This window comes from Mucilaginibacter gilvus (genome assembly GCF_004054195.1).
In the GTDB taxonomy this organism is placed as follows: domain Bacteria; phylum Bacteroidota; class Bacteroidia; order Sphingobacteriales; family Sphingobacteriaceae; genus Mucilaginibacter; species Mucilaginibacter gilvus.
Genome location: NZ_SBIW01000026.1, coordinates 1 through 20,298, shown reverse-complemented (window position 1 = coordinate 20,298; position 20,298 = coordinate 1). Strand labels below are relative to the sequence as shown.

Below are 20,298 nucleotides of genomic sequence, written 5' to 3'. Positions count from 1 at the left end.
ACCCATTAAATTGATCAATGAAAAGCTAGCTCATATCAGCACAAAAATGCTGATAAGAGCTAGCATTACAAAGTTTCCAAAAGGTTATGGGAAAGAGCTACTTCGTAATCTAAAGGGATCATCTAAGCAGCCATATCTGCAAGATAAACAGTTAATTATGTCAGTTTAAGAGATTTCTATAAAAGTGAATCAATTAAAAGTGTTTCTGAATTCCAATGGCGTTGTATTCGTTTTGATTTTGAAAAACTTGCTAAAAGACTGGGGATGTTCAAATCCAAGTTCATACGCTATCTCGTTTACCGATAATTCCGTAGTTGATAATCTTTCTTTTGCAAAGTCAATCAGCTTGTCCTGAATAATCTGGATAGTGCTTTGCCCTGTTAGTGTTTTCAGAAGCCGGCTTAAGTAATTAGGTGAAACATTTAATTTTTCTGAAACATATTTTACAGTAGGAAAGCCGTTAGCCGCTAACTTGCTGCCTTTGCAACACTCAATGAGCAATGCTTCCAAATGAATTAATATCTTATGGTTTGCAATCTTCCGGGTAATGAACTGACGCTGGTAAAAGCGTTCCGAATAAGTGAGCAATAATTCGATATGTGAAATGATAACCTCCTGACTATAGCTGTCGATACTACTTTGATATTCCTGCTCGATATTTTGAACTATTCCGGAAACTAACACTTCTTCTTTTTCTGATAAATACAACGCCTCACTTACCTTATAGCTAAAATATTCATATCCTTTTATCTTTTTCGCCAAAGTGGTATTCCAAAGAAAATCGGGGTGGATCAGCAATAACCATCCCGAATGTTTTACGTTAGTTTCTTGATGACCACCAATCGTGAGTAGCTGTTTTGGTGACATGAAATGCATCATGCCCGAATCGAAATCGAAATCCTGCTGTCCGTATTTTAATTTGCCTTGAAAGTTTCGTTTCAAGGCTATGGAATAAAAGTAATGGATAATGCTTTGGGGAACATTATCCAACTTGCGTTTAATCTCATTAAAGTTCACTACAGTCAATAAAGGATGATGTGGTTTAGGTAATTCCATAAACCTGTGATACTCGGCGATGCTTTTAATATGATATGGTGAATCTTTGACAGACATTATAAATCAAACAGCAATTTCAATCCTTTTTCCAAAGTCAAGGGTGCGCGGCCTAAGTTGTATTCAAGATCATGACCTACGACAGCTTCCTGGGAGTTTTTAATATCCATTAAAAAACCTCCCATTTTCTTAATGGCCCCATCCGGTAATCCGCGTTGCTTCATGCTTTCTTCAAATGTACTCAATTCCACAGGTGTATATCTGACATTTTTTCCCGATAGCTTTGTTAATATATGGGCTATATCAAAAAATGAGTAAGTTTCATTACTTGTGAATTGATACACTTTGTTGTCAAACTTATTATTTAATAAAACATTGGCCATCGCTTCAGCCTGATCCGCGCGGAAGGTAAATGCCACCCTGCCATCACCAACCGGAAGAAATATTCCTTTGTCTAACTGGTCTTTATTTACAAAGTATTGCAAAAATTCCATGTATAGCGCATTACGGAAAATAATATAGTTCAAGCCGCTTTGCCTGATAAGATCCTCTGTGTCAAAATGATCCTTCATTAAGGTATTCATCAGTGTTGATCTGTCCTGCAATGACCGGCTTGTATAGGCAATATTATGAACGCCTGACTTCATTGCAGCATCAATTACATTCCGGTGTTCCTGCATTCTATCCCCCTGGTCGCCTGCCGAGATTAGCAGAACAGTCTCTACACCAAGCATAGCTTTTTCGAGCGACTCAACGTCTTCGTAGCTTCCTAGAAAAGTATTAATGCCCTTTTCTTTCAGATTAGCCAGATTCTCTGCTTTACGGGATATCGCGTTAATCCGGTCTGGCGAAATCTTTTTAAGCAGTGTATCAACCACAACTTTACCCATTTGACCCGTAGCCCCTGTAATTAGTATATTTTTCATTTTCTTTATACAAAGGTGGGTAACCACTAAATAAAAAAAGTATCCAAATCTGCCTTTTTTTAAGCCGGATCGTGCAAATAGAATTTTTCATCTAACTTCCTTACGCAAATGCCCGTAATGCAAAGCCGCCGGAACAAAGTGTACGAGCAATTGCATAGTCTGGATAAATTTGCGTAAAACTGCGGATTCTGCTTAATTTTCTTGGCAGCAAAAGGTGATGAGTTCCCTAGTCCATAGAATTCAAACTTAGGATAGGGAGGGAATTAATGAAATTATCCTGAATAGAACATCGTAAGATTATAGGGCCTGATCCAATGAAGATAAGAGTATAAAAAATCAATGATTGTAAATGTCAGATTGATTAAATTTTATTAACTTCAACTGCAGACGACGTTTACCTGTCTGGCTTTTTGATTAATGCGTTAAGATTTGATAAACTAAATTACTGTTTAAGTAAGCATGCGAACTTTTCACAATGAGATTTGAATTTACACCAAATGCAGGTTTTAACTTTCTCAACGCGTTTGCTGAACACATTGGTGCAGTAGTCGAAAATGACGGTATAGTCATTCCGGATTCTTTAGGTCAAGGTATAATAAAACGGATGCGCCTTACGCCGGACTTTTCGTTGATCATTCATCACTATATACTAAAAGAAGCACTAATATTACAGCGATCTGCCAGTGAAGACGCTAATGAAAAGATCAATGCATTATTCCATATCTACCAGGCTCCGCCTGATTATCATGAAAAGGTGGCCGTGGATAAGACCGCACTCGCTGATGTCAAAACAGTTCGGATTACTTCTACCAACATCGCTTCAGAAATGTTTTTCCCTTCGGAACACGAGATTTTTTTTATTAACGTCAGCACCTCAAGGACCGCTTTGCAAAAATTGTTAAACATAAAATCGATGAATGCCGCTGCATCGCAAATCCTCACAGACGATAAAGGCTTCCTTTTTTTTGAACGGATGAACCTAAATATGCAGAACTGCTTAAAAGCCATCATTTCTGTTGAGTTTGGAAATGAAATGAGCGGGCTGGTTGTTTGGATACGTGTGCAGGAGCTGCTATACCTGCTATTTGATAGTCTATTACAGCGTGATACGATCAAACATTTTCCAATTAATAAGGTTGATGCCAGTAGATTGATCGCAGTAAAGGACAATATTGTTGCAGACCTTGGAAAACCACCCCAGCTTACCGAGTTAACTAAAATTGCCGATATGAGCATTTCGAAACTAACAGATTTATACCGGCAGGTATTCGGTGACAGTATTTATAACTATTATCAAAAAGCCAGGATGGAAAAAGCTGGTGATTTAATAATGCGGAGTGGATATTCAGTATCTGAAGCCGGTTATGCGCTCGGCTTCAGCAACCTTAGCCATTTTAGCCGCTTGTTCAGTAAGCATTATGGAACCACTCCCAAAAAATATGTTAACCAAATCAATAACAGCAAATTCCCCGCGCAGACGTAGCGCCAAGGTAATTTGCTGTTGATACGATAGCTAAGACATATTATTTTTCGAGGACTCTCTTAATTTATCAGGGGTTTCTACAACATGCATTCCCACTTTTTTAAACATTTCGCGAACGGCTGCCATTTTATCTAAATATTTAAAATCTTCCGGCGGAACAGTGAACGCTTCGGCAGGCGTACCGCCTGCTTTGATCACCTGCTCGAATCCAGAGGGTGTATACATATTTAATACCTTAACCGTTTCGCTGATCACTTTAAAGGCATGAACGGTACCTCTTGGTATCCATACAAATGACCCGGCTTTTGCTGACAAAATTTCGTCATTTGCCATGTAAGTGATCTCGCCCTCCATCACAAAGAAAGCTTCATCCTGTTCATGGAAGTGAGGGCCAGGGCCGGAGCCTTTCTTTCCGATCTGCCACATCAGTGAAAAGTTGTTGTCGGTGTCTTTTCCTTCTGCTAATATTACCCATAGGGTATCTACCATCCAAAACGCTTGTTTATCTTCAATATTGGTTACATGTGGTATACTCATGATATTTTACTTGATTTTTTTAATAGTAATCCATTTATACTTTAAAACCCGACTATAGTTGCAGAATCTAATGACCGCGCATTTTCTCTTTTTAAACTGTAGGTGCTGATGTTTTTGGTGATATTCGAGTCCGGCTAAAGTGCTTTATCAGTACGGTAGGTTAGTTGTACTAAAAGTTCCGGAAAACGGATAGCAGCAGTTATCCAAATTAAACACTCAATTAGTACGGGAATAAGAATGGTTTGACCGTGCTGCAAATGGGTAGCAATTCCTCCGCCCATATAAGCGGTAAGTAATAATGCCCCTAAAACTCCGGTCCTTGGAAATATAAATAGGGCAATTCCTACAATCTCGATAAGGCCTAAAACCTTAAAATCCATTTCACTGAAACCAAAACCGGTCGCCATTTTCATCATTTGTTCACTGCCGGAAATTTTACCGATAGCACTACCCAAAAAGATGATCGCGATTAGAGCCAAAAGTAATGTGACTATTATATTTTTTGTTTTTTTTGACATGTTATTGATTTTTAAAGGTATGCAGCCTTTTATCTGCATACCTTAATTGTTTTTAGCCAAATAAATATTAAATTTCTGTGCCTGGATTTGTGTTATAATACCTGACTTTTCAGAAATTCTTTTGCGTTTGTCCAGTGAATATCCGGATAGCGATCATTGTCCAGCGGTTGCGCCGGTACGGTGAACATACTGAGCAGGTATTGCATACCTTGCCATTGAGGATAAAGCTCCTTTTCGCCGTCCGGATCGGCTGAGCGCATTTGACGGATAGTACCTGTAAATGCCACCCGGCTTCCTAAATGTTTAAGTTCAAAAGTTTTCCCGGTAAGTTCTTCCACTACCGACTTTACTTGCTGAGCATTTATCCGCATACCGGCGATGTGCAGTTTTTTAGGGGCGGAACTATCCAAGGCAACTGCAGCGGTAAATTCAGCGGTGTTTTCTACCGTTGTGGCATCGTAAGCCCAATCCGCATCTTCCCAATAACCTATTGTAAGATTCTTTTGATCAAGCAAAGGGGTGCCCATAGAAATTACATAAGCAAACGCACCATTAAAAATCGAAGTAGATGCGATCGGCGCTTTGTCAAGATACTGATGAAACTCTCTTCTCAAGTCGAAGTTACGGTTATCACCATCCGCCAATTCGGTAAAGTCAGTGGAGAAATCAGATGGGATAAATCGTGGCACCCCAGCCTCCACTGCAGCATCCAACAGTGATTTCTGTGTATCTACAATTACTTCACGCAAACCTTGCAGGGCCGATACAACAGTATCCACCCCGGTAAATGCGGCAATCAGCGAATCTTTGTCATCCATTTCGCTCAAAAAAACTTTAACCCCTTTGGCTGCTAAAGCCTTCAATTTCGCGTCGTCACTTGACGGACGTGCCAAAGCGCGAACTTCCGCACCTCTGCTTATCAAGGCATCAACAATCTTTGAACCTAGGTTACCGGTTGCACCGGCTACTAAAATTGTATTTTTCATAATATTTAACTTAAATTGTTCTTTTAAAAATTCAATGGAGTATCATTACCCGATTGAACAGATCAAAGGTCTCTGTTAAATAGAAATCAAAATAGCTCCATTGGGGAATAAAATAGCTCAATCAGCCAGAATGTCGGTAGTAGTTCTGCCGGTATAATTCATTCCTTCCTTCATGAGTTATCAAGTTCAGTTTTCTTTTTGTTTTGAACTCGATGCTAATATTTACACCGGCTTTTTTTCTGATCTTAAATTCACTTCCCTGTTACATGCTCAGGGCTTTCATAATTTCCATACCTAATGTTGATCTATTTTCGACATCGAAGTCAGAAGGTAAGCCTTTTGCGTTATCTGCAATTGTCAAAAACAGATAGTTTTCTTTAATTACCTGGAGAACTACCAAAATCTCCCCGCCACCACTTACAAAAACATATTTAGCGTTGGTCACTGATTCATTTAAAATCGAACCAATGGCACAGGCTGTGCAAGGTCAATGTTTATTGGCTCGACAAGCTGTTCAAAAGTGATATGCCATTTGCGCGTATCAAAGCTGTCCCCGAGATAATTCATCAATTCTTCATATCATCAACAAAGCACCGCCCTGAATCCCTGTGGCATCACATATTATTATATTATGCTTTTTCATAATATTTTATGGTCTAATGACTTAGAGTAGGGTACACGCTTTTTATAAAAGGAAGACCAGCAGCCTTAATCTCCTGCATCTGATTTTATATGAAATCGTGAACGGACAAATTCAATATGAAAAAATTAACATATGCAGAGGCTGACGGTAATTGTTTTTCAAAACAATTAATGGTGCATTAAATGGAAATTATTGCTCTTTGATGCTGAAGTTGAATTCAGTAAATCATTAACAATAATTTATGCAAATTATAACGCATTAATCAAGGAATACAGATTAAATATCAGTGTTGCGCTCGTTTGTCCGGATGGCTACATAACGCCTATCGCTTCAGATATGAATGATGTCAACGGCTATTTTTATCTAGCTAGGTTTACATGCTTTAAATGTTTCAGCATGACCGGAGGTAATGTATTTTGCCTTAAGGGCTGTCCAGGAGTAAAGATCGCGGTTATTCCGGCGGTAATTCGGATAAGAATGCTCCGAATGATTTTAATACAAATCTTTTCCCGCTAACTTCTGTAGGGCACAAATTAACGGTCCGATTAAATGAAACCTTGTTTCTGTTAAAATACAGCCTGAGTTTCAGCGTTTCCGGATATCTGAAATACTGTACAACCGCTGATTCTGCGATGTAAATAAATTTTTTACCGGTCAACTCCGTTGCGGCTAGAGCAAGCTGCCGGCCACTGACCGGCGAATTGAAGAGATTTAAAATTGTATTTTTGTAGCTTGCCGGTTGATGCAGAACAACGTCTGCCAAACGGCCGATATCAGAAAGCGCGGTATAAGGTACAGGCGTTTCGTTTCCGTATTTTCCGGCTATCCTACCACGCTCTGTACTGATTTGCAAATTATCCATAAATGGCCCGCAACGCAGGATCGTATAAGAAACTTTAAAGGCCATGATCAATTCTTCGATTCTTATTTTGCTGTCAACAAAGCTTACGCCAGTTTGTCTTTGTCCGCTGTTCAGAAAAGAGGTGTAAATCAAATGACTGATGCCGGTCTCCCGGCATGCCCAGAGAATGTTCTTCGCCTGGATTATTTCTTTTGCTACATTGTACCTTCCGGTCTGGCTATCCCATGGCTGCGTTACAGCGAAAACGGCATGAACATCACGGAATGCGCGTAACAAGCTTTCAAGGTCGGCCAGATCAGCTTCAACGATTTCTGCACCGCCGAGGCGCAGCTTTTCGGCTGCGGCTGATCCGGAACTGCGGGTCAGCGCAACCACCCGGAAAGCTTTTTCTGACAGAAGTCGTTCTATTACTGATCCGCCCACTTTGCCTGTGGCTCCGCAGACAATTACGCGCTTTTTCACGGTTACGAACTTTAATTTATTATACTGGCAAAAACAGAGTTTGCCGGTGCTGAATGGTAAGTTTTCTGACAGCAGATGGATTGACCGGCAATGTCAGTTTTTATAATTCTTTATCGTCTCAGCCGAGCGGATCTTTGCGTGGTCCGGATTTCCGCCATTGTCCCTTAGTCCCTGACGCTGGTGCAATAAATCCCAGTACTGGTCAAGTTCACTTTTTACTTTGTGAATTTCTGCTATATCAGCGTCTGTAAGATCTTCCTTACGATACAGATCAGACACCCGGTCGTTTAATTTTTTGATATGGGCCATAACGCCCTCGTCATCCTGATGAGCTTCCATAATAATTTTTATAGAGCCAAGCTAAATATGCAGGCACGTTCCAAAAATGATATATGATAATAAAGCAGTATGATGTACATCAACATATACGTACGGACGAATTTGAAAGGTTCAATAAAACAATCCAGATTACCCCTTATGAGCTATGCCGAAAACCTGCATAAGTGCTGTCTGTTGTCAACTGGATTTTATAAATAAAACTTGTATCATTTAATTTACCAACTTGATTATAAATGTTTTATATGGTTTATTAATGACCTATATCAATATGAATAATAGGCTTATATCATTGTTTGCATTCGAAACTCCGTATAACTTAGATACGCAGTCAATTTGTTATTGCCGGAGAACTTAAAGTGGTAAAGCGCTTCCAGGTAGCCGGAAGTTGGCAATTAATATCAAAGACCGCGCAGCAATATTAAATCCGACAGGAGACTTTCCGGCCCGGTGGCAGCCATTAAAGCGCTCGAAACGAAGGCCTCGGCAATATCATAAAGCACTCTGTCTAAAATAAAACTGGAAATTATAAAATCAATCTTGTAACTATTTATGGAAAATCAAACACTTACGCCCATAGAAACTATTAAAAAGTTTCTTGACAACACGACCAATCCGGACGTGATCAGAACGTTGGTTGCAACCGACGCAACTTACATATCATTAAATTACAGTAATCCGGATCTGGAAAAAATCATGCCCTGGTGCGGCACAAAAAAAGGTGTTGAAAGCTTTGTCAAAAATTTTGAGATGGTGTGGCAATGCTGGACAGCTAATTTATTCGATCCGACTGAAGTATTCGGATCTGGGGAAAATGTTGCTGTTTTCGGCACATTCAATTATACCTCGAACGTACTGAAACAGACGGTAAACACCCCGTTCTCTATTTTCGCAAAAGTAAAAGAAGGAAAGATCTATCATTTTCAATTTATGGAGGATACGCTGGCAACTTCTGCCTCATTCCGCATAGGCGGAGCAGGAAAATTCCAAACTTTCCCCGGCCAGGAGCCATTTGACTTATAGCGAAAAAAGTGATTTGCAAAACTTGTAGAATCCACTTAATTTATTGTGTTCTGTCAGTTAATAATGAATTTATTGAATCGTATACCTTAAACCCGGAACAATTCCAACCTGCAGCAGCCAGCCATAGCGGCTGCTGCTGCTTAATTCATATCCCGCAGCCGGTTTGGTGTGTTTCCAATAAACACAGACGCGCTTCATTTGCGCGGCGCGGCTTACCTCAGCAGCTTTGATTTTGTAGCAGTGACCATTGCGAATAATAGTACAAACTAAGACTGGAGCGACCTGTAAAGAGCCAGAATTTATCATTCGCTCATGTGATCGGTTGCCGGCGTAGAAATAGTAAATACTTATGATACCGGTTATGTGGCGTAAAAAAGTGAAAAGACCGAAAAACAGCAAATGCTGCTTTACACTCCTTCAAACAGATTAAAATTAACCGGTTGCGGCCTTCAACAGAAAGAATTAATTACCGGCAGGATACTGGATTTTAAATGACCTGTTCTTCAAATCCCGTTCTGTCACTTATCAACCCATTTTCATTGACCAGCGCCTTTCCATGTTTTGAACCCGCCCTGACATTTGTCAATGCGGACGTTCCGCCGTTTTTGATCACAATGGCATTAGCCATTTGACCCGAAGCCGCTATTTTGCCGCCTATATCAATTGCTTGCAATGTACCGCTGTCAATATGGACAGTATCTGCATGATCGCCGGAAGAAGAAATATCTCCGCCAACGGTAAGGCGCTTAACAAATCCTCCGGGCATAATACTGAATGCGATGGCGGGCAGCATGGTCAGGACACCTTTAACCAGAGAATTGCCGACTGCACCGTAGGTAATAAGCGCCTTCTCTATTTCTATAGTTCCTATGGGTTTGCTGATCTGAATGCCTATCGCGCCATCTCCATGGGTAGCAATCCCTTTTACTTTGATTGACGCAATAGTGCCATCATACTGGTTAAAACCCCTGGCACCAAGGCCATATGTTATAATTTCTTTTCCGGCAACAAATTCCGTTACTGTTCCGAAATTTACAAATCCTATTCCACTGGGCCCGTAGGAGATCAGTTGTTCATTTGCTGTCCATCTATTAACAGTCCCCCAGTTATCCAGAACCATATCATTTGCACCGTAAGTGACAACTTCCCCTTCGTTAATGATCTCATTGGCAAAAACGCCATAATTAATAAATATGCCGCCGGTAATGATATCAGCTGTGCCATACGGCAGCATCCCGTTAGCATAGACAGGACCTGTTGTCAGTTTTTCAACATTAACCATTCCGCCGTTATCGCTAAAGCCCGCGATCAAAATTCCGGATCCGGTTACCGGCGCATCGGCGCGTCCTGCGCTGATATTAATCAGCAGCGCATTGATCTCACTATCCGGATTGCCGTTAAAATTGTATAAGGTAAATGCACCCTGATAAACGGTAACACCATATTTCTGAGGCAGCTCACTGTAACCGCGTGCATCACAGGAAATAACATCAATATCATTTGCAAACAACTTCAACCTCGACGTACCTTCCCGCGTAATCAGCGAGACCTGACCGGTCACTTTTAGATTTCTGAGAGTTATCGTACCCATATCAGAAAGACCGGTAAGTAAGAAGACAGCTCTGCACGACGGGCTGGCGAAAATACGGAGATCTTCGATGCTGTTATCTGCTGTCAGCCCGATACCGTCTCCCTGGTTAAAGCTGATCAGGCTTCCGGATTTTCCTGTTCCCCTCAGCGTGTATCCTGCTGGAAGCGTGATAGGGTAAGGTACCAGAATGGAACTTTGAATTTCAATTACCTGTGGCGTGTTTGTCGCAAGTGCCTGCATTAATTGAATAAGTGAGGATACTTTAGTGATCATATATTTGATTCTTAACCTGGCGGTTCAGCTTTTTCACGCCATCACTACCATCCAAATTTAAAGTTGTTTCAGACGGCCCGGTTTGACATTTAATAATAAATTACATTGATGTGCATGAACATAAGTTCGTTTACGCAACCAAATCCTCCTGATGTAAAACCACACAGGTATCTTCTGATTTACAGGTGATCAGCCGGGAGGATTTGCCGGCTTGTTCCTGTTGGCCAGAAATTTATTAAAGTCTGTTAAAAGGCGGCTGAGGGTCGCGGGTGCTATGCCGAGATATGAGGCAATCATGCCCTGTGGAAAGCGGTCAATAAATGCCGGGTTAGTCCTGAGAAGTTCGTCATATCTTTCCTTTGCAGACAAATTATAGGCGGCATGCATGCGATTCTGATTAGCAGCAGCATGAGCTACGTCCATAGCGTGGATAGTGGCGGCAATTGCGGGTACGCTGGTGATCAGATTTTCCATATCATCCAGCGTAATAATCAATACTTCGGTGTCTTCTATTGCTTTAATATTATAAGTAGATGGCGTTCCTGCCTGGAAGCTGATATGGTCTACCATCCACCAGTTTTCGACACCAAGCGAGTGAGTGTTCTCGTTTCCCTTTTCATCAGTAGAAAACATGGACAGCGCTCCTTTCGAGATAAAAGCGACATGGGTGCAGACGTTATCCTCCTGAAGAAAGTAATGTTTCCTCCTGATTTTTTTGAACTTGAATTTTTGGGTTATAAGGGTTTTTTCCTGATCTGAAATTTGCAGTTGCGATCTGTTCCTGATATATTTTAAAAGCGATTCATACATAAACTGATTCCGTTTTCCAATTAATTACTTACCATTATCCACATTCGCGGCATGTCTTACAATATTTCCGTGTTTATTAGCCCACCAAAGGCTTAACCCGTGATCCTAAAAGTTTTATAGATCTCAGCAACTGATCGTGAGACAGCCCGGCGCTGTCCATTTGAAAGGTCACTCTTGATATACCGCCTAAAGCTTCACTGTGCAACCTGATTTTTTTTGCAACATCTTCAGGGCTGCCGACGATCAGTGCTCCGAGCGGTCCCGCCTGAGCATCGAACTGTGGCCTGGTTACCGGCGGCCAGCCACGTTCTTTACCGAGTTTGGTAAAATTCGCAGCATAACCCGGATAAAAATCTTCAATTGCCTGTTCTGTTGTCTCCGCAACGTATCCCAGAGAATGAAGGCCTACAATCATTTTTTCAGGAGCGTGACCGGCAGCTTTACCCGCTCTCCTGTAAAGATCGACCAAAGGAGCGAATCTGTGGGTCTCTCCTCCGATGATCGCAACCATTAGAGGGAGGCCCAGCGTTCCGGCCCTTTCGAAAGATTCAGGTGTGCCGCCGACACCCAGCCATACCGGAAGTGGATATTGCTGCGGACGCGGATAAACAGGTAAATTATGAAGAGCAGGACGGTACTTGCCTTTCCAGGTTACGAATTCATTATCTCTTACATTAAGTAAAAGGCCGAGTTTTTCTTTAAAAAGCTCGTCGTATTCGTTTAAACTAAAGCCGAATAATGGAAATGCCTCTATAGATGATCCCCGGCCAACCACAATTTCCGCCCGGCCTTTGGAAATCAGGTCGAGTGTAGCATAATTCTGAAAAACTCTGACCGGATCAGCCGCACTCAGAACCGCAACCGCACTGTTCAACCGGATTCGTTCCGTCTTTGCGGCCGCCGCTGCCAGTATCATATGTGTCGCAGAATCCAGAAAACCCTTTTTATGATGTTCGCCGATCCCAAAAACGTCGAGGCCGGATTTATCAGCCTGAACGATTCGTTCTATCAGTTGATCTATAGCCTCCGTAGCGCTTAATTCCACACCCGAAAGGTTATTATTATACATGGCAAAACTGTCTATTCCTATTTCCATTTAGCTGAAGTTTATTTGTATATTATTTACTTTACTATTTTAAATTGTCTGATGCGCCAGGATTTTAAAATAGGCCTGGCTCTTCAGTTCACCTGCCCCTCATCATCCCGAGTGTATATTCACAGAAGGCGGAGGCGTTTAGTCAATGCAAATATGATTAATTCATCCCTTCATTAAGATTGATATACCTTAAGAAAAATACTTGTTTTATATCAATGGAATGAACATAACCGACAAGCATGCACCCTCCAGATAAAAACTTATATAGAAACAATTACCTTTTTGTTGACCTATGTTGTCACAAAAATTTAACAAATGTCATTACATATTTATTTGCCGGGTGTTAATTTTAAGTTTTCAATATAAATTTTAATCTACAGCATAGATAACCGTTCGTTCGTGTGCTTACAGCCATCAGGCATCAGGAATTATAGCGGTACCATGGTATCGGTTGCGATTGTTTCTATTCTGCTAGCCTTATGGTAATTCAGTTTCAAGGGGTAATTCCGGTAAAGGCTGGAACGTATTGATAACTGTAAATTTTAGAAGCTGACCATAGGTTATTCATTCAGGTAAGGAATTATGATAAATTAAATAATGGCTGCTAATAAAAACAAATCTTCCAGTGTAAATTCCTTATGGAAGGATACGGTTAAACGATTAAAAAAAATTAAAGGAAAAAGTAAAAAAAAGGCGGTAAAGTTTTTTGTAAAAGAGAAACTGACTGAGATCCGCCGGTACATAGCTGTCATCAAAGAAAATGAAAAAACGGTAACCCCAACGGTTCTTACAAATGAGCTGGCTAATCAGATCGGCGATCTCAGGCCATCAGCACATCTGATAAACGAACTGCAGAAAAATCATATTTTAAACCCGGTAGATGAAACTGAAAATTCCTGAATACAGCGAGTCAGCGTTAAGCTACCTTAAAAACTATTATCAGGCGTACCCTGACGATAACTTCTCATTCGGTTTTGCTTTTATTAACACGCTTACAGCGGAAGCTGTAAAGATTGCCCGCTCGGAGGGACTGGATGGCTATGATTTTCAGAATGCTGTGCTCGCAGTGTCTTTCCGTTATGCAGGCCTTACTAACATCGTCATGCAGCAAGATATACAGTTTAAGCTGCTCGATGATTTTTGCGGGCAGTCCGGTTACCCGGATGAACAGAAAAATGTCATTTTCGGAATTGTTGATGACAAAGGCATCAGAGTGACGGTCCGTCCGGAAGTAGGGCATGTTGTACGGGATGCGTTGGACTTCAGACTGGCGATGAATGACCTGATTGTCCATATATCTTTCCTGACCGGGGAGATTAACAGGCTTAATGATAGCGGCTACTCTGAAGTGCAGCTACTGACACGGCTTAAAGATGATTATCAGGATTCAGCCTATTTTACAGCTTATGCAAAAAAACATTATACGGAAGATCGGGATAAAAATTTTGACCGTATCAATAAAAGGATTGAGAAATTGCAATCGGTTAAAATACCGTTGAAAACAGGCCCGACGGACGATGGCATACTTACAGACAAGGAAGCCGAAGATCTTTTTAAAATCGCTTTCAGAAATTATGCAAAACTTGTTTCTGTTGCAGATAATAAAGCAGCGCTTCTTATCAGGGTAAACTCTTTAATGATCTCGGTGACGATTGGCTTTGTAATAGGGAAGATTCAGCAATATCCGTTCCTGATCATTCCGTCGGTGTTATTATTAGCCGGATCTCTGACGACGATTTTGCTGAGTATTCTTGCCAGTCGTCCCCAGGGAAATGCTTATGTAGAGAATAAATCTTCGAAAAGTTATCAGGTTTTCTTTTTTGGGAGTTTTGACCTGGCGGGCAATCAATTTGCCGGGGCCGACTATGAGACCTATGTTGCAGAGTTGGATGCTTTCTTTAAAAGCGGCCGCGAAAATATGTATACACAGGTCTACAGGGAAGTCTTCAATGTAAGAAAAGTACTGGGCAGGAAATTCAATTATCTCTCCTATGCCTATATCATTTTTCTTTGTGGGTTATTTCTATCCATAGTCGCCTTTGTGATCTCGTTTTATTACAAATACTGACCGGTTAATAAAGAATATGTTATCGGCTAAAGTAATAACCGCCTGAATAATCAGGCTCGCGGGCGATACTTTATATTAGCGTTTTCCAAAGGCATAGGAATATTGTCATCTTCTCCTGCAATCGGAGAGAACTCATTCTGCCGCCATCTGTTTTTGGCTTTTTCAATCAGTGCATAATCTGAGGCGACGAAATTCCAGTAAATATGCCGTTCTTCAGGAAATGGCTCGCCACCAAAGAAGAAAACAGTTGTGCCGGCTGTAGCTGTAAAACCGCAGGACTTTATGTCATTTATGATTAATAATTCCTTATTGCCGAATGTTTTACCTTCTGCTTCAATGCTCCCCCGTAAAATATAAATCCCGCATTCACCATACAACTGCCGGCTCAAATCTAACAGGCATCGTTCATCGCAGGTAATTTCCAGTAAGAACAGCCTGCTGTAAACTGGGACCGGCGACCGGTGACCCATGATTGTTCCTGCGAGCAATTTGTATTTCACTTTTTCAATCTCCCATTGTGGCAGTTCCGCTTCTTCTGTATGAGAAAAAGCGGGATCCATCTCCTCCAGTTCTTTTGGAAGTGCAACCCAGATCTGTAGGCCATGCATGTTTTTACTTCCAGTCCTTAATTCCGGAGGTGTACGTTCGGAGTGGACGATACCTCTCCCGGCGGTCATCCAGTTAACCTGACCAGGTGATATGGTAATTTTGTTTCCAAGGCTGTCGTGATGGAGAACAGATCCTTCAAGCAGATAACTCAGCGTGGAAAGCCCGATGTGAGGATGCGGGCCGATATCGAGGTTCTCTCCGGCAGGTAAAGAAACGGGTCCGAGGTGATCGAGAAAAATAAACGGACCAACCATCTTTTTATCTTTAAATGGCAACAGTCTGCCAACCAGAAAATTTCCGATAAGCCGGGGACGTTCTTCGATGATCATGTTTATATTCGACATAGCATTTTAGTTTGAATCACGCTGTAACACAAAATAATCAATTCAATCCGGTTTAAATTAAAAGACGCCACGGCTAAAAATGCAGGCTTAGATTTAAACCTCCGTAAAGAATATCGTGGTAAGCAGCGGGAATGTTTGTTAAGAACCCTCCCCGCGTATAATCAGCTACAATAGCCGTAATACGCAAATGCGGGCTAAATCCGTAAGAGGTCGTTAAATCAAACATATCTCCGATCAGTCTTTCGTTGTTAGCCGGCGGAAGAACCGGAAAGCCACTTGGCCCGTAAATTCCGTCTTTAAGAGATTGTCTCCAGAATCTGTAGTATCCTGCGGTCATTCTGGTTTTTTTCGAGATACTCAGTTCCGCTTTGCCATGAATCAGAAATATATTTGAGGAACCGGAATTATCCACGAAACCGTAGTAAATTGCTTTTGGGTAAATCGGATTAAATGTTTCCAGATTTTTATCTGCAGGATTTTTGTCACCGCTTGACATCGCTGTCTGAAACGTAAATACAGGCTTGGTTTTTAAATTTGTAATTTCGTAACTGATCCCCTGCGTTACTTTCCATGCCCGTATATTTCCTTCATTAAATTTTCCGAGCTGCAGGTCAGCTTCTGAATAAGTACTCCAGCTACCTGATTTCAAAGTTGTGCTTGCACCGAGCGTGTGCCTGCGTTCCCTGCCGGGCCCCTGCGAGAATTGAGTCAGGCCCCGTTCAATATAAATATAATACACTTCAAATTTTTGAATAACCGGATTTTTAACATTGGAGGTCAGCCAAAAACCAGCGATTTTCTGACCATGATCAACGTAATCGTCTAACCAGTTATTCTTTGTCTGGACCAGTTGCATTGCAAAAATATCAAGTCTTGAGTTATTTTTTTCCAGAATTAACTTCGCACCGGCAAAAGATCTTCTGACATTGGCATCCCGGATATCAAGCAATGTACCGAGACCATAATTCAGGGCTTGCTCCCCAATTCTTATTTTATAGTGTAATTGATCGCCTGAGCCGGTGCTGTACTCTGCAAAAAGTTGCGTTGGATCAAATTTATTTAAATCCTGTACAGGTCTTGGTCCCCCGTTGCGGTTTATTACAAAACTTGATTCGAGTTCTCCAAAAAGCCGAAAATGTTTATTATATCTTAAATCGGCGTGCAGCAGTATCCGTTCTAAAAAGTATCCGTTGGGATCCTGCGGCCCGAGTCCCCACAGATACTTATCGAAGTTCTCGTAAACCGCCCGTACAGAACCACCCAACGATATAAAACCCTTCGTGTTCCTAATTGGAACATGATTAATATTGTCAAAGAATTTTCCTTTACGATTAGTGTCCGTCGATTGTGGCCAATACTCTTCAGCCGCGTCCAGAAGATAACCGGTCTTGACCGAATCCCTGCCCTGTGCGCCGGCGGAAAAGTTTAAAAATAATATCAGGGCAGGAACAATTGTGAGATAAGCTGCCTTTTTAAGAAACCGGAAGTTTATTTTAAACATAGCTTCGGGAGAAATTACGAGGTGGTGTTACACGATTATGCCAGTACCCTAATGGTGTTGAGAATATAATTAATCCCGGCAGCCACTGTTGACATAGCCGGGATTATTTATTGTTAGAAATTCTGTGCTGCCAAACCGGCGCTTACTTTTTATTTGCGGAGTTAAGCAACTGGTTCTCCCAGGAAAGACCAATTCCCAGAGCTCCCTGGGTTTCCAGTGCGATAGGACCGAGCTGCCGGGCCGTTTCATGTCTTGCCCAGTCACGTTGCAACTCAGCACCCCAGACATCTGTGGTAATGGGAATAGCACCGGCCTGTACCATGCGGAGCACCGCCATATCATGTGCTTCCAGCGTTGTGCCGCCTGACGCATCTGTTATAATGTATACCTCATATCCTTCACCCATCGCCTGAATAGTCGGCATCGCTAAACAGACTTCCGTCCATAAAGCGGCGATAACGATTTTCTTTTTACCTGATTTTTTAACCCACTCCACTACACGGGGATCTTGCCAGGCATTAATAAAAGTTCTGTCTATCGGTTTTTGATCCGGAAACACATCCTGTAGTTGTTTCATAATGTATCCGCCCCTTTCCTGCACCACGGTTGTCAGCAACGTAGGAATTTTAAATACTTTTGCCACTTTTGCTACATTTATAACATTGCTCATAATGAGCTGCGTGTTATGGCTTCCGATGTTTGCAAACTGAAACGGCTGGTGGTCAATCAGAATAACAACGCAGTTCTCCGGTGTAAGAAGTGCATCTAATCCTGTTTTGACATTGTTTTGTGCTATTGCGGCGGTGGTTGATAAGAGGATGCAGAGCGAAATTCCCAATTTGGCTGGAATCCGGTAAATCTGCGATAATTGATTTTTAAGTCTTGTTTCCATGCGATTCTTTTTTTTGGAAAGTTAGGCAGACTCAAATTTTATGATAATGACTTTAATCAATAAATTACAATGACTTACATCTATCAAGAGAAGAATCAGCAAAGACAATACGGGAAAATTGCCAGTAACGTTCCGGCCCGTCAGGAAAAGCTGTTAGAGTAGAGGCGGAAACAGGGAAGAGTCAGCTGATTAGCTTATATCCCAACCCACGAATGCTGATTATCTGTAAACCATCCTCTTCTTTTAACATTTTTCGAAGATGTGTTATAAAAACATTCATACTGTTGGCATTGTATAAACTGTCGTTACCCCAAATCGTAAGCAGCGCTTCCTTGCGTTCCAGTACATTGTTTTTTTTTCGCAAAAGCATTTCCAGTAAACGGGACTCTTTATAGGAAAGATCGAATGTCTGACGGGGGGTAACCAACTGCTGGTTTACCGTATCCAGCAAGCAATTTCCGAACTCAAACCATTTTTGTGTTTCCTCCTGCTGCTGAACGCTGTTAAACCTTGTTAAAAGTGATTCTATCCGAGCGAGAAGCTCGACCACGCTGAAAGGTTTTTTAAGATAATCGTTGCCGCCTATCTCAAATCCCCTGACCACATCTTCGTCCAGAGATCTGGCACTCAAAAAAATGATGGGTATATTAATACCTGTTTTTCTGATATCTCTGGCAAGATCGTATCCATCCCTGACCGGCATCATGATATCGATGATACAAAGATCAGGTTTGGCGCTTTTAAACAATTCGAGGGCCTGTTCGCCATCGGTCGCCTGAATGACCTCATAACCTTTGCTCACCAGATTATCACTAACGATCCTGGATAGAAACGGCTCGTCCTCCGCATAAAGGATTTTATAAGTCATGATACCGCCTTTAAATAAATAATAAAATTACTCCCAGTTCCCGGTTCACTTTCCAGACTGATGTGCCCGCCATGTTTTTCGATAATTTGTTTGACATAGTTAAGTCCCAGTCCCGTGCCCTTAACGTTATGAACTTCGTTGTCGCCTGCCGGAATTCTGAAAAACCGTTCGAACACCCTTTGCCTGTAAATACCTGCTATTCCCGGCCCACTATCTTTAAAGCTTATTTTTATTTCGTTCGCATTTCGTGTACAGGCAATGTCAAGCTTCACACCCTGACCTCCATATTTCAAAGCGTTTTCAATCAGGTTGTAAAATACATTGGTTAAATGAACCGGGTCACCGCTTACAAAACACGGCGTTTCCATGGGTTTCCAGTTAACTGTTGCATGCATATTATCAATCTGAATGAGCATCGATCCGATTACTTCGGTCAATCCCTGCTGAACGTCGAACAGTTCTGATCGCGACCTGGTCTGGTTGCTATCCAGTTCGTCGAGATTAAGTACCTTGTCAATGATGAGATTAAGACGTTTTAATTCAGATCTGCTGATCTGTAAATAGCTTCTTAAAGCTGCCGGATCGTTCTCCATGTGGTTTTCAATAATCGATTCCAATGCAATAGCAACCGTAGCAACCGGCGTTTTTAATTCATGCGTCATATTACCGGTGAATGATAACCTGGCTTTTGCATAGAGCCGGTGGTTGCGCATAAGCCTGAGAATAAAGAAAAATGCAGCAATGGTAAGTGCCAGCATAAAAAATGAGGAAATAAGGTAATAGCGCATCCTGTAATAAATCAAACCGGTAACAGAAGGAACAACCAGTTGATACATATTGAGAAACTTCATATTATAGCCATATTGCTGGCTGCTGAAATCCGCGGATCTGACTTCGTTTAACGGATGGTCGGCAGACTTGTTATTATCATAGCTGTAAATCACGCGAAAGGTTGCCAGTGAAAAGCCTAACATGCTCAACTTTTCCCGCGTGGTGCTGTCCATACGCAACTGATCATTATGATCTTCTGCTTTGAGTTGAATCAGGGGCACGCCATTGTCAAAGCGGACAGTGGGGCCGTGATGGTAATGGGCTGTACTGCCGTTTAAAAACCTAAGGCTGATTTCTACAAACGTACTGTCTCCTTTCGTATCAGCGTTAAACCTGCTGCCTATGTTGTTAAAACGCATATTGTTGTAAGCCTGGCGAAATTGCTGCCACTCTGCGGACAAGAAGAAATCCCGGAAGTTTTTGCTTTTTTCGTGTCCCTTTACTTCGCTGAGATAGGTACTCATGACTTGATATTCCGGGGATGTTGACCACCTGATTCCGTGGCAAAGTGACCAGGCGATTAGCTGGCGAACGATAGCAGCGAGAGCTGTAAAAGCGTTTTCAAAGTTAGTTATTAAAAGTGGTT

General features: G+C 41.6%; 20 protein-coding genes. 4 read left to right on the top strand and 16 right to left on the bottom strand.

The features are described 5' to 3' along the window. Positions 1 to 189 precede the first annotated feature (189 nt). Positions 190 to 1,056: a helix-turn-helix domain-containing protein gene (locus tag EPL05_RS22015; protein ID WP_243837353.1), complete on the bottom strand. Its 867-nt coding sequence runs from the start codon at positions 1,054 to 1,056 to the stop codon at positions 190 to 192. 56 nt (positions 1,057 to 1,112) lie between these two features. Continuing rightward, entirely contained in the window at positions 1,113 to 1,979 is an 867-nt protein-coding gene (locus EPL05_RS22010) for an SDR family oxidoreductase (protein WP_128536153.1), read from the bottom strand. 475 nt (positions 1,980 to 2,454) lie between these two features. On the opposite strand from EPL05_RS22010, the gene EPL05_RS22005 reads away from it, so the two are divergent. After that, complete coding sequence (locus EPL05_RS22005) at positions 2,455 to 3,462, top strand: helix-turn-helix domain-containing protein (RefSeq protein ID WP_128536152.1); 1,008 nt, start codon at positions 2,455 to 2,457, stop codon at positions 3,460 to 3,462. Positions 3,463 to 3,492: 30 nt separating this feature from the next. Here EPL05_RS22005 and EPL05_RS22000 read toward each other — a convergent pair whose 3' ends face one another. The 6 genes from EPL05_RS22000 to EPL05_RS21975 all read right to left on the bottom strand — a co-directional run bounded on the left by EPL05_RS22000 (position 3,493) and on the right by EPL05_RS21975 (position 7,809). Continuing rightward, entirely contained in the window at positions 3,493 to 3,999 is a 507-nt protein-coding gene (locus EPL05_RS22000; protein WP_128536151.1) for a cupin domain-containing protein, read from the bottom strand. Between the two features lie 134 nt (positions 4,000 to 4,133). After that, positions 4,134 to 4,556 (bottom strand): DoxX family protein, encoded by a 423-nt coding sequence (locus EPL05_RS21995; RefSeq protein WP_128536150.1) that lies wholly within the window; start codon positions 4,554 to 4,556, stop codon positions 4,134 to 4,136. 53 nt (positions 4,557 to 4,609) lie between these two features. Next, positions 4,610 to 5,503 carry an NmrA family NAD(P)-binding protein gene (locus EPL05_RS21990; protein WP_128536149.1) on the bottom strand — a complete coding sequence of 298 codons (894 nt, stop codon included), beginning with the start codon at positions 5,501 to 5,503 and terminating at the stop codon, positions 4,610 to 4,612. Positions 5,504 to 5,765: 262 nt separating this feature from the next. Further along, positions 5,766 to 5,948, bottom strand: coding sequence for a hypothetical protein (locus tag EPL05_RS21985; RefSeq protein ID WP_128536148.1), 183 nt, complete (start codon positions 5,946 to 5,948; stop codon positions 5,766 to 5,768). 649 nt (positions 5,949 to 6,597) lie between these two features. Next, positions 6,598 to 7,470, bottom strand: coding sequence for an NmrA family NAD(P)-binding protein (locus EPL05_RS21980; protein WP_166727786.1), 873 nt, complete (start codon positions 7,468 to 7,470; stop codon positions 6,598 to 6,600). A 93-nt stretch (positions 7,471 to 7,563) separates the two neighbouring features. Continuing rightward, on the bottom strand, positions 7,564 to 7,809 hold the full coding sequence (locus EPL05_RS21975; RefSeq protein ID WP_128536146.1) for a DUF2630 family protein: 246 nt from the start codon (positions 7,807 to 7,809) through the stop codon (positions 7,564 to 7,566). A 549-nt stretch (positions 7,810 to 8,358) separates the two neighbouring features. On the opposite strand from EPL05_RS21975, the gene EPL05_RS21970 reads away from it, so the two are divergent. Next, positions 8,359 to 8,829 carry a nuclear transport factor 2 family protein gene (locus EPL05_RS21970; RefSeq protein ID WP_128536145.1) on the top strand — a complete coding sequence of 157 codons (471 nt, stop codon included), beginning with the start codon at positions 8,359 to 8,361 and terminating at the stop codon, positions 8,827 to 8,829. A gap of 487 nt (positions 8,830 to 9,316) precedes the next feature. Here the strand turns inward: EPL05_RS21970 and EPL05_RS21965 are convergent, their stop codons facing one another. The 3 genes from EPL05_RS21965 to EPL05_RS21955 form a co-directional block, all read right to left on the bottom strand. Then, positions 9,317 to 10,693 (bottom strand): hypothetical protein, encoded by a 1,377-nt coding sequence (locus EPL05_RS21965; protein ID WP_128536144.1) that lies wholly within the window; start codon positions 10,691 to 10,693, stop codon positions 9,317 to 9,319. Positions 10,694 to 10,882: 189 nt separating this feature from the next. Beyond that, positions 10,883 to 11,503, bottom strand: a complete 621-nt coding sequence (locus EPL05_RS21960) for a Crp/Fnr family transcriptional regulator (RefSeq protein WP_128536143.1) — start codon at positions 11,501 to 11,503, stop codon at positions 10,883 to 10,885. Positions 11,504 to 11,579: 76 nt separating this feature from the next. Continuing rightward, complete coding sequence (locus tag EPL05_RS21955; RefSeq protein WP_128536142.1) at positions 11,580 to 12,599, bottom strand: LLM class flavin-dependent oxidoreductase; 1,020 nt, start codon at positions 12,597 to 12,599, stop codon at positions 11,580 to 11,582. A gap of 597 nt (positions 12,600 to 13,196) precedes the next feature. On the opposite strand from EPL05_RS21955, the gene EPL05_RS21950 reads away from it, so the two are divergent. Both EPL05_RS21950 and EPL05_RS21945 read left to right on the top strand, forming a co-directional pair. After that, positions 13,197 to 13,499, top strand: a complete 303-nt coding sequence (locus EPL05_RS21950) for a hypothetical protein (RefSeq protein WP_128536141.1) — start codon at positions 13,197 to 13,199, stop codon at positions 13,497 to 13,499. After that, positions 13,480 to 14,667 carry a Pycsar system effector family protein gene (locus EPL05_RS21945; RefSeq protein ID WP_128536140.1) on the top strand — a complete coding sequence of 396 codons (1,188 nt, stop codon included), beginning with the start codon at positions 13,480 to 13,482 and terminating at the stop codon, positions 14,665 to 14,667. Before EPL05_RS21950 ends, EPL05_RS21945 begins: the two co-directional genes overlap by 20 nt. 50 nt (positions 14,668 to 14,717) lie before the next feature. On the opposite strand, the gene EPL05_RS21940 is transcribed toward EPL05_RS21945, so the two are convergent. From EPL05_RS21940 to EPL05_RS21920, 5 genes are all read right to left on the bottom strand, one after another. Then, positions 14,718 to 15,605, bottom strand: coding sequence for a pirin family protein (locus tag EPL05_RS21940; protein ID WP_317127898.1), 888 nt, complete (start codon positions 15,603 to 15,605; stop codon positions 14,718 to 14,720). A gap of 88 nt (positions 15,606 to 15,693) precedes the next feature. Then, positions 15,694 to 17,121, bottom strand: coding sequence for an alginate export family protein (locus EPL05_RS21935; protein ID WP_128536138.1), 1,428 nt, complete (start codon positions 17,119 to 17,121; stop codon positions 15,694 to 15,696). A gap of 142 nt (positions 17,122 to 17,263) precedes the next feature. Then, positions 17,264 to 18,013 (bottom strand): hydrolase, encoded by a 750-nt coding sequence (locus EPL05_RS21930; protein WP_128536137.1) that lies wholly within the window; start codon positions 18,011 to 18,013, stop codon positions 17,264 to 17,266. 181 nt (positions 18,014 to 18,194) lie between these two features. Further along, positions 18,195 to 18,881 (bottom strand): response regulator transcription factor, encoded by a 687-nt coding sequence (locus EPL05_RS21925; protein WP_128536136.1) that lies wholly within the window; start codon positions 18,879 to 18,881, stop codon positions 18,195 to 18,197. Continuing rightward, a partial coding sequence (locus EPL05_RS21920) for a sensor histidine kinase (protein WP_208394815.1) occupies positions 18,878 to 20,298 on the bottom strand: 1,421 nt, incomplete at its 5' end. The genes EPL05_RS21920 and EPL05_RS21925, both read right to left, overlap by 4 nt.

What these genes read in the sequence shown, in the direction of transcription:
- EPL05_RS22015 (WP_243837353.1), bottom strand. Translation starts at nt 1,056, where the DNA reads ATGGAATTACCTAAACCACATCATCCTTTATTGACTGTAGTGAACTTT.
- EPL05_RS22010 (WP_128536153.1), bottom strand. Translation starts at nt 1,979, where the DNA reads ATGAAAAATATACTAATTACAGGGGCTACGGGTCAAATGGGTAAAGTT.
- EPL05_RS22005 (WP_128536152.1), top strand. Translation starts at nt 2,455, where the DNA reads ATGAGATTTGAATTTACACCAAATGCAGGTTTTAACTTTCTCAACGCG.
- EPL05_RS22000 (WP_128536151.1), bottom strand. Translation starts at nt 3,999, where the DNA reads ATGAGTATACCACATGTAACCAATATTGAAGATAAACAAGCGTTTTGG.
- EPL05_RS21995 (WP_128536150.1), bottom strand. Translation starts at nt 4,556, where the DNA reads ATGCAGATAAAAGGCTGCATACCTTTAAAAATCAATAACATGTCAAAA.
- EPL05_RS21990 (WP_128536149.1), bottom strand. Translation starts at nt 5,503, where the DNA reads ATGAAAAATACAATTTTAGTAGCCGGTGCAACCGGTAACCTAGGTTCA.
- EPL05_RS21975 (WP_128536146.1), bottom strand. Translation starts at nt 7,809, where the DNA reads ATGGAAGCTCATCAGGATGACGAGGGCGTTATGGCCCATATCAAAAAA.
- EPL05_RS21970 (WP_128536145.1), top strand. Translation starts at nt 8,359, where the DNA reads ATGGAAAATCAAACACTTACGCCCATAGAAACTATTAAAAAGTTTCTT.
- EPL05_RS21965 (WP_128536144.1), bottom strand. Translation starts at nt 10,693, where the DNA reads ATGATCACTAAAGTATCCTCACTTATTCAATTAATGCAGGCACTTGCG.
- EPL05_RS21960 (WP_128536143.1), bottom strand. Translation starts at nt 11,503, where the DNA reads ATGTATGAATCGCTTTTAAAATATATCAGGAACAGATCGCAACTGCAA.
- EPL05_RS21955 (WP_128536142.1), bottom strand. Translation starts at nt 12,599, where the DNA reads ATGGAAATAGGAATAGACAGTTTTGCCATGTATAATAATAACCTTTCG.
- EPL05_RS21950 (WP_128536141.1), top strand. Translation starts at nt 13,197, where the DNA reads ATGGCTGCTAATAAAAACAAATCTTCCAGTGTAAATTCCTTATGGAAG.
- EPL05_RS21945 (WP_128536140.1), top strand. Translation starts at nt 13,480, where the DNA reads ATGAAACTGAAAATTCCTGAATACAGCGAGTCAGCGTTAAGCTACCTT.
- EPL05_RS21940 (WP_317127898.1), bottom strand. Translation starts at nt 15,605, where the DNA reads ATGATCATCGAAGAACGTCCCCGGCTTATCGGAAATTTTCTGGTTGGC.
- EPL05_RS21935 (WP_128536138.1), bottom strand. Translation starts at nt 17,121, where the DNA reads ATGTTTAAAATAAACTTCCGGTTTCTTAAAAAGGCAGCTTATCTCACA.
- EPL05_RS21930 (WP_128536137.1), bottom strand. Translation starts at nt 18,013, where the DNA reads ATGGAAACAAGACTTAAAAATCAATTATCGCAGATTTACCGGATTCCA.
- EPL05_RS21925 (WP_128536136.1), bottom strand. Translation starts at nt 18,881, where the DNA reads ATGACTTATAAAATCCTTTATGCGGAGGACGAGCCGTTTCTATCCAGG.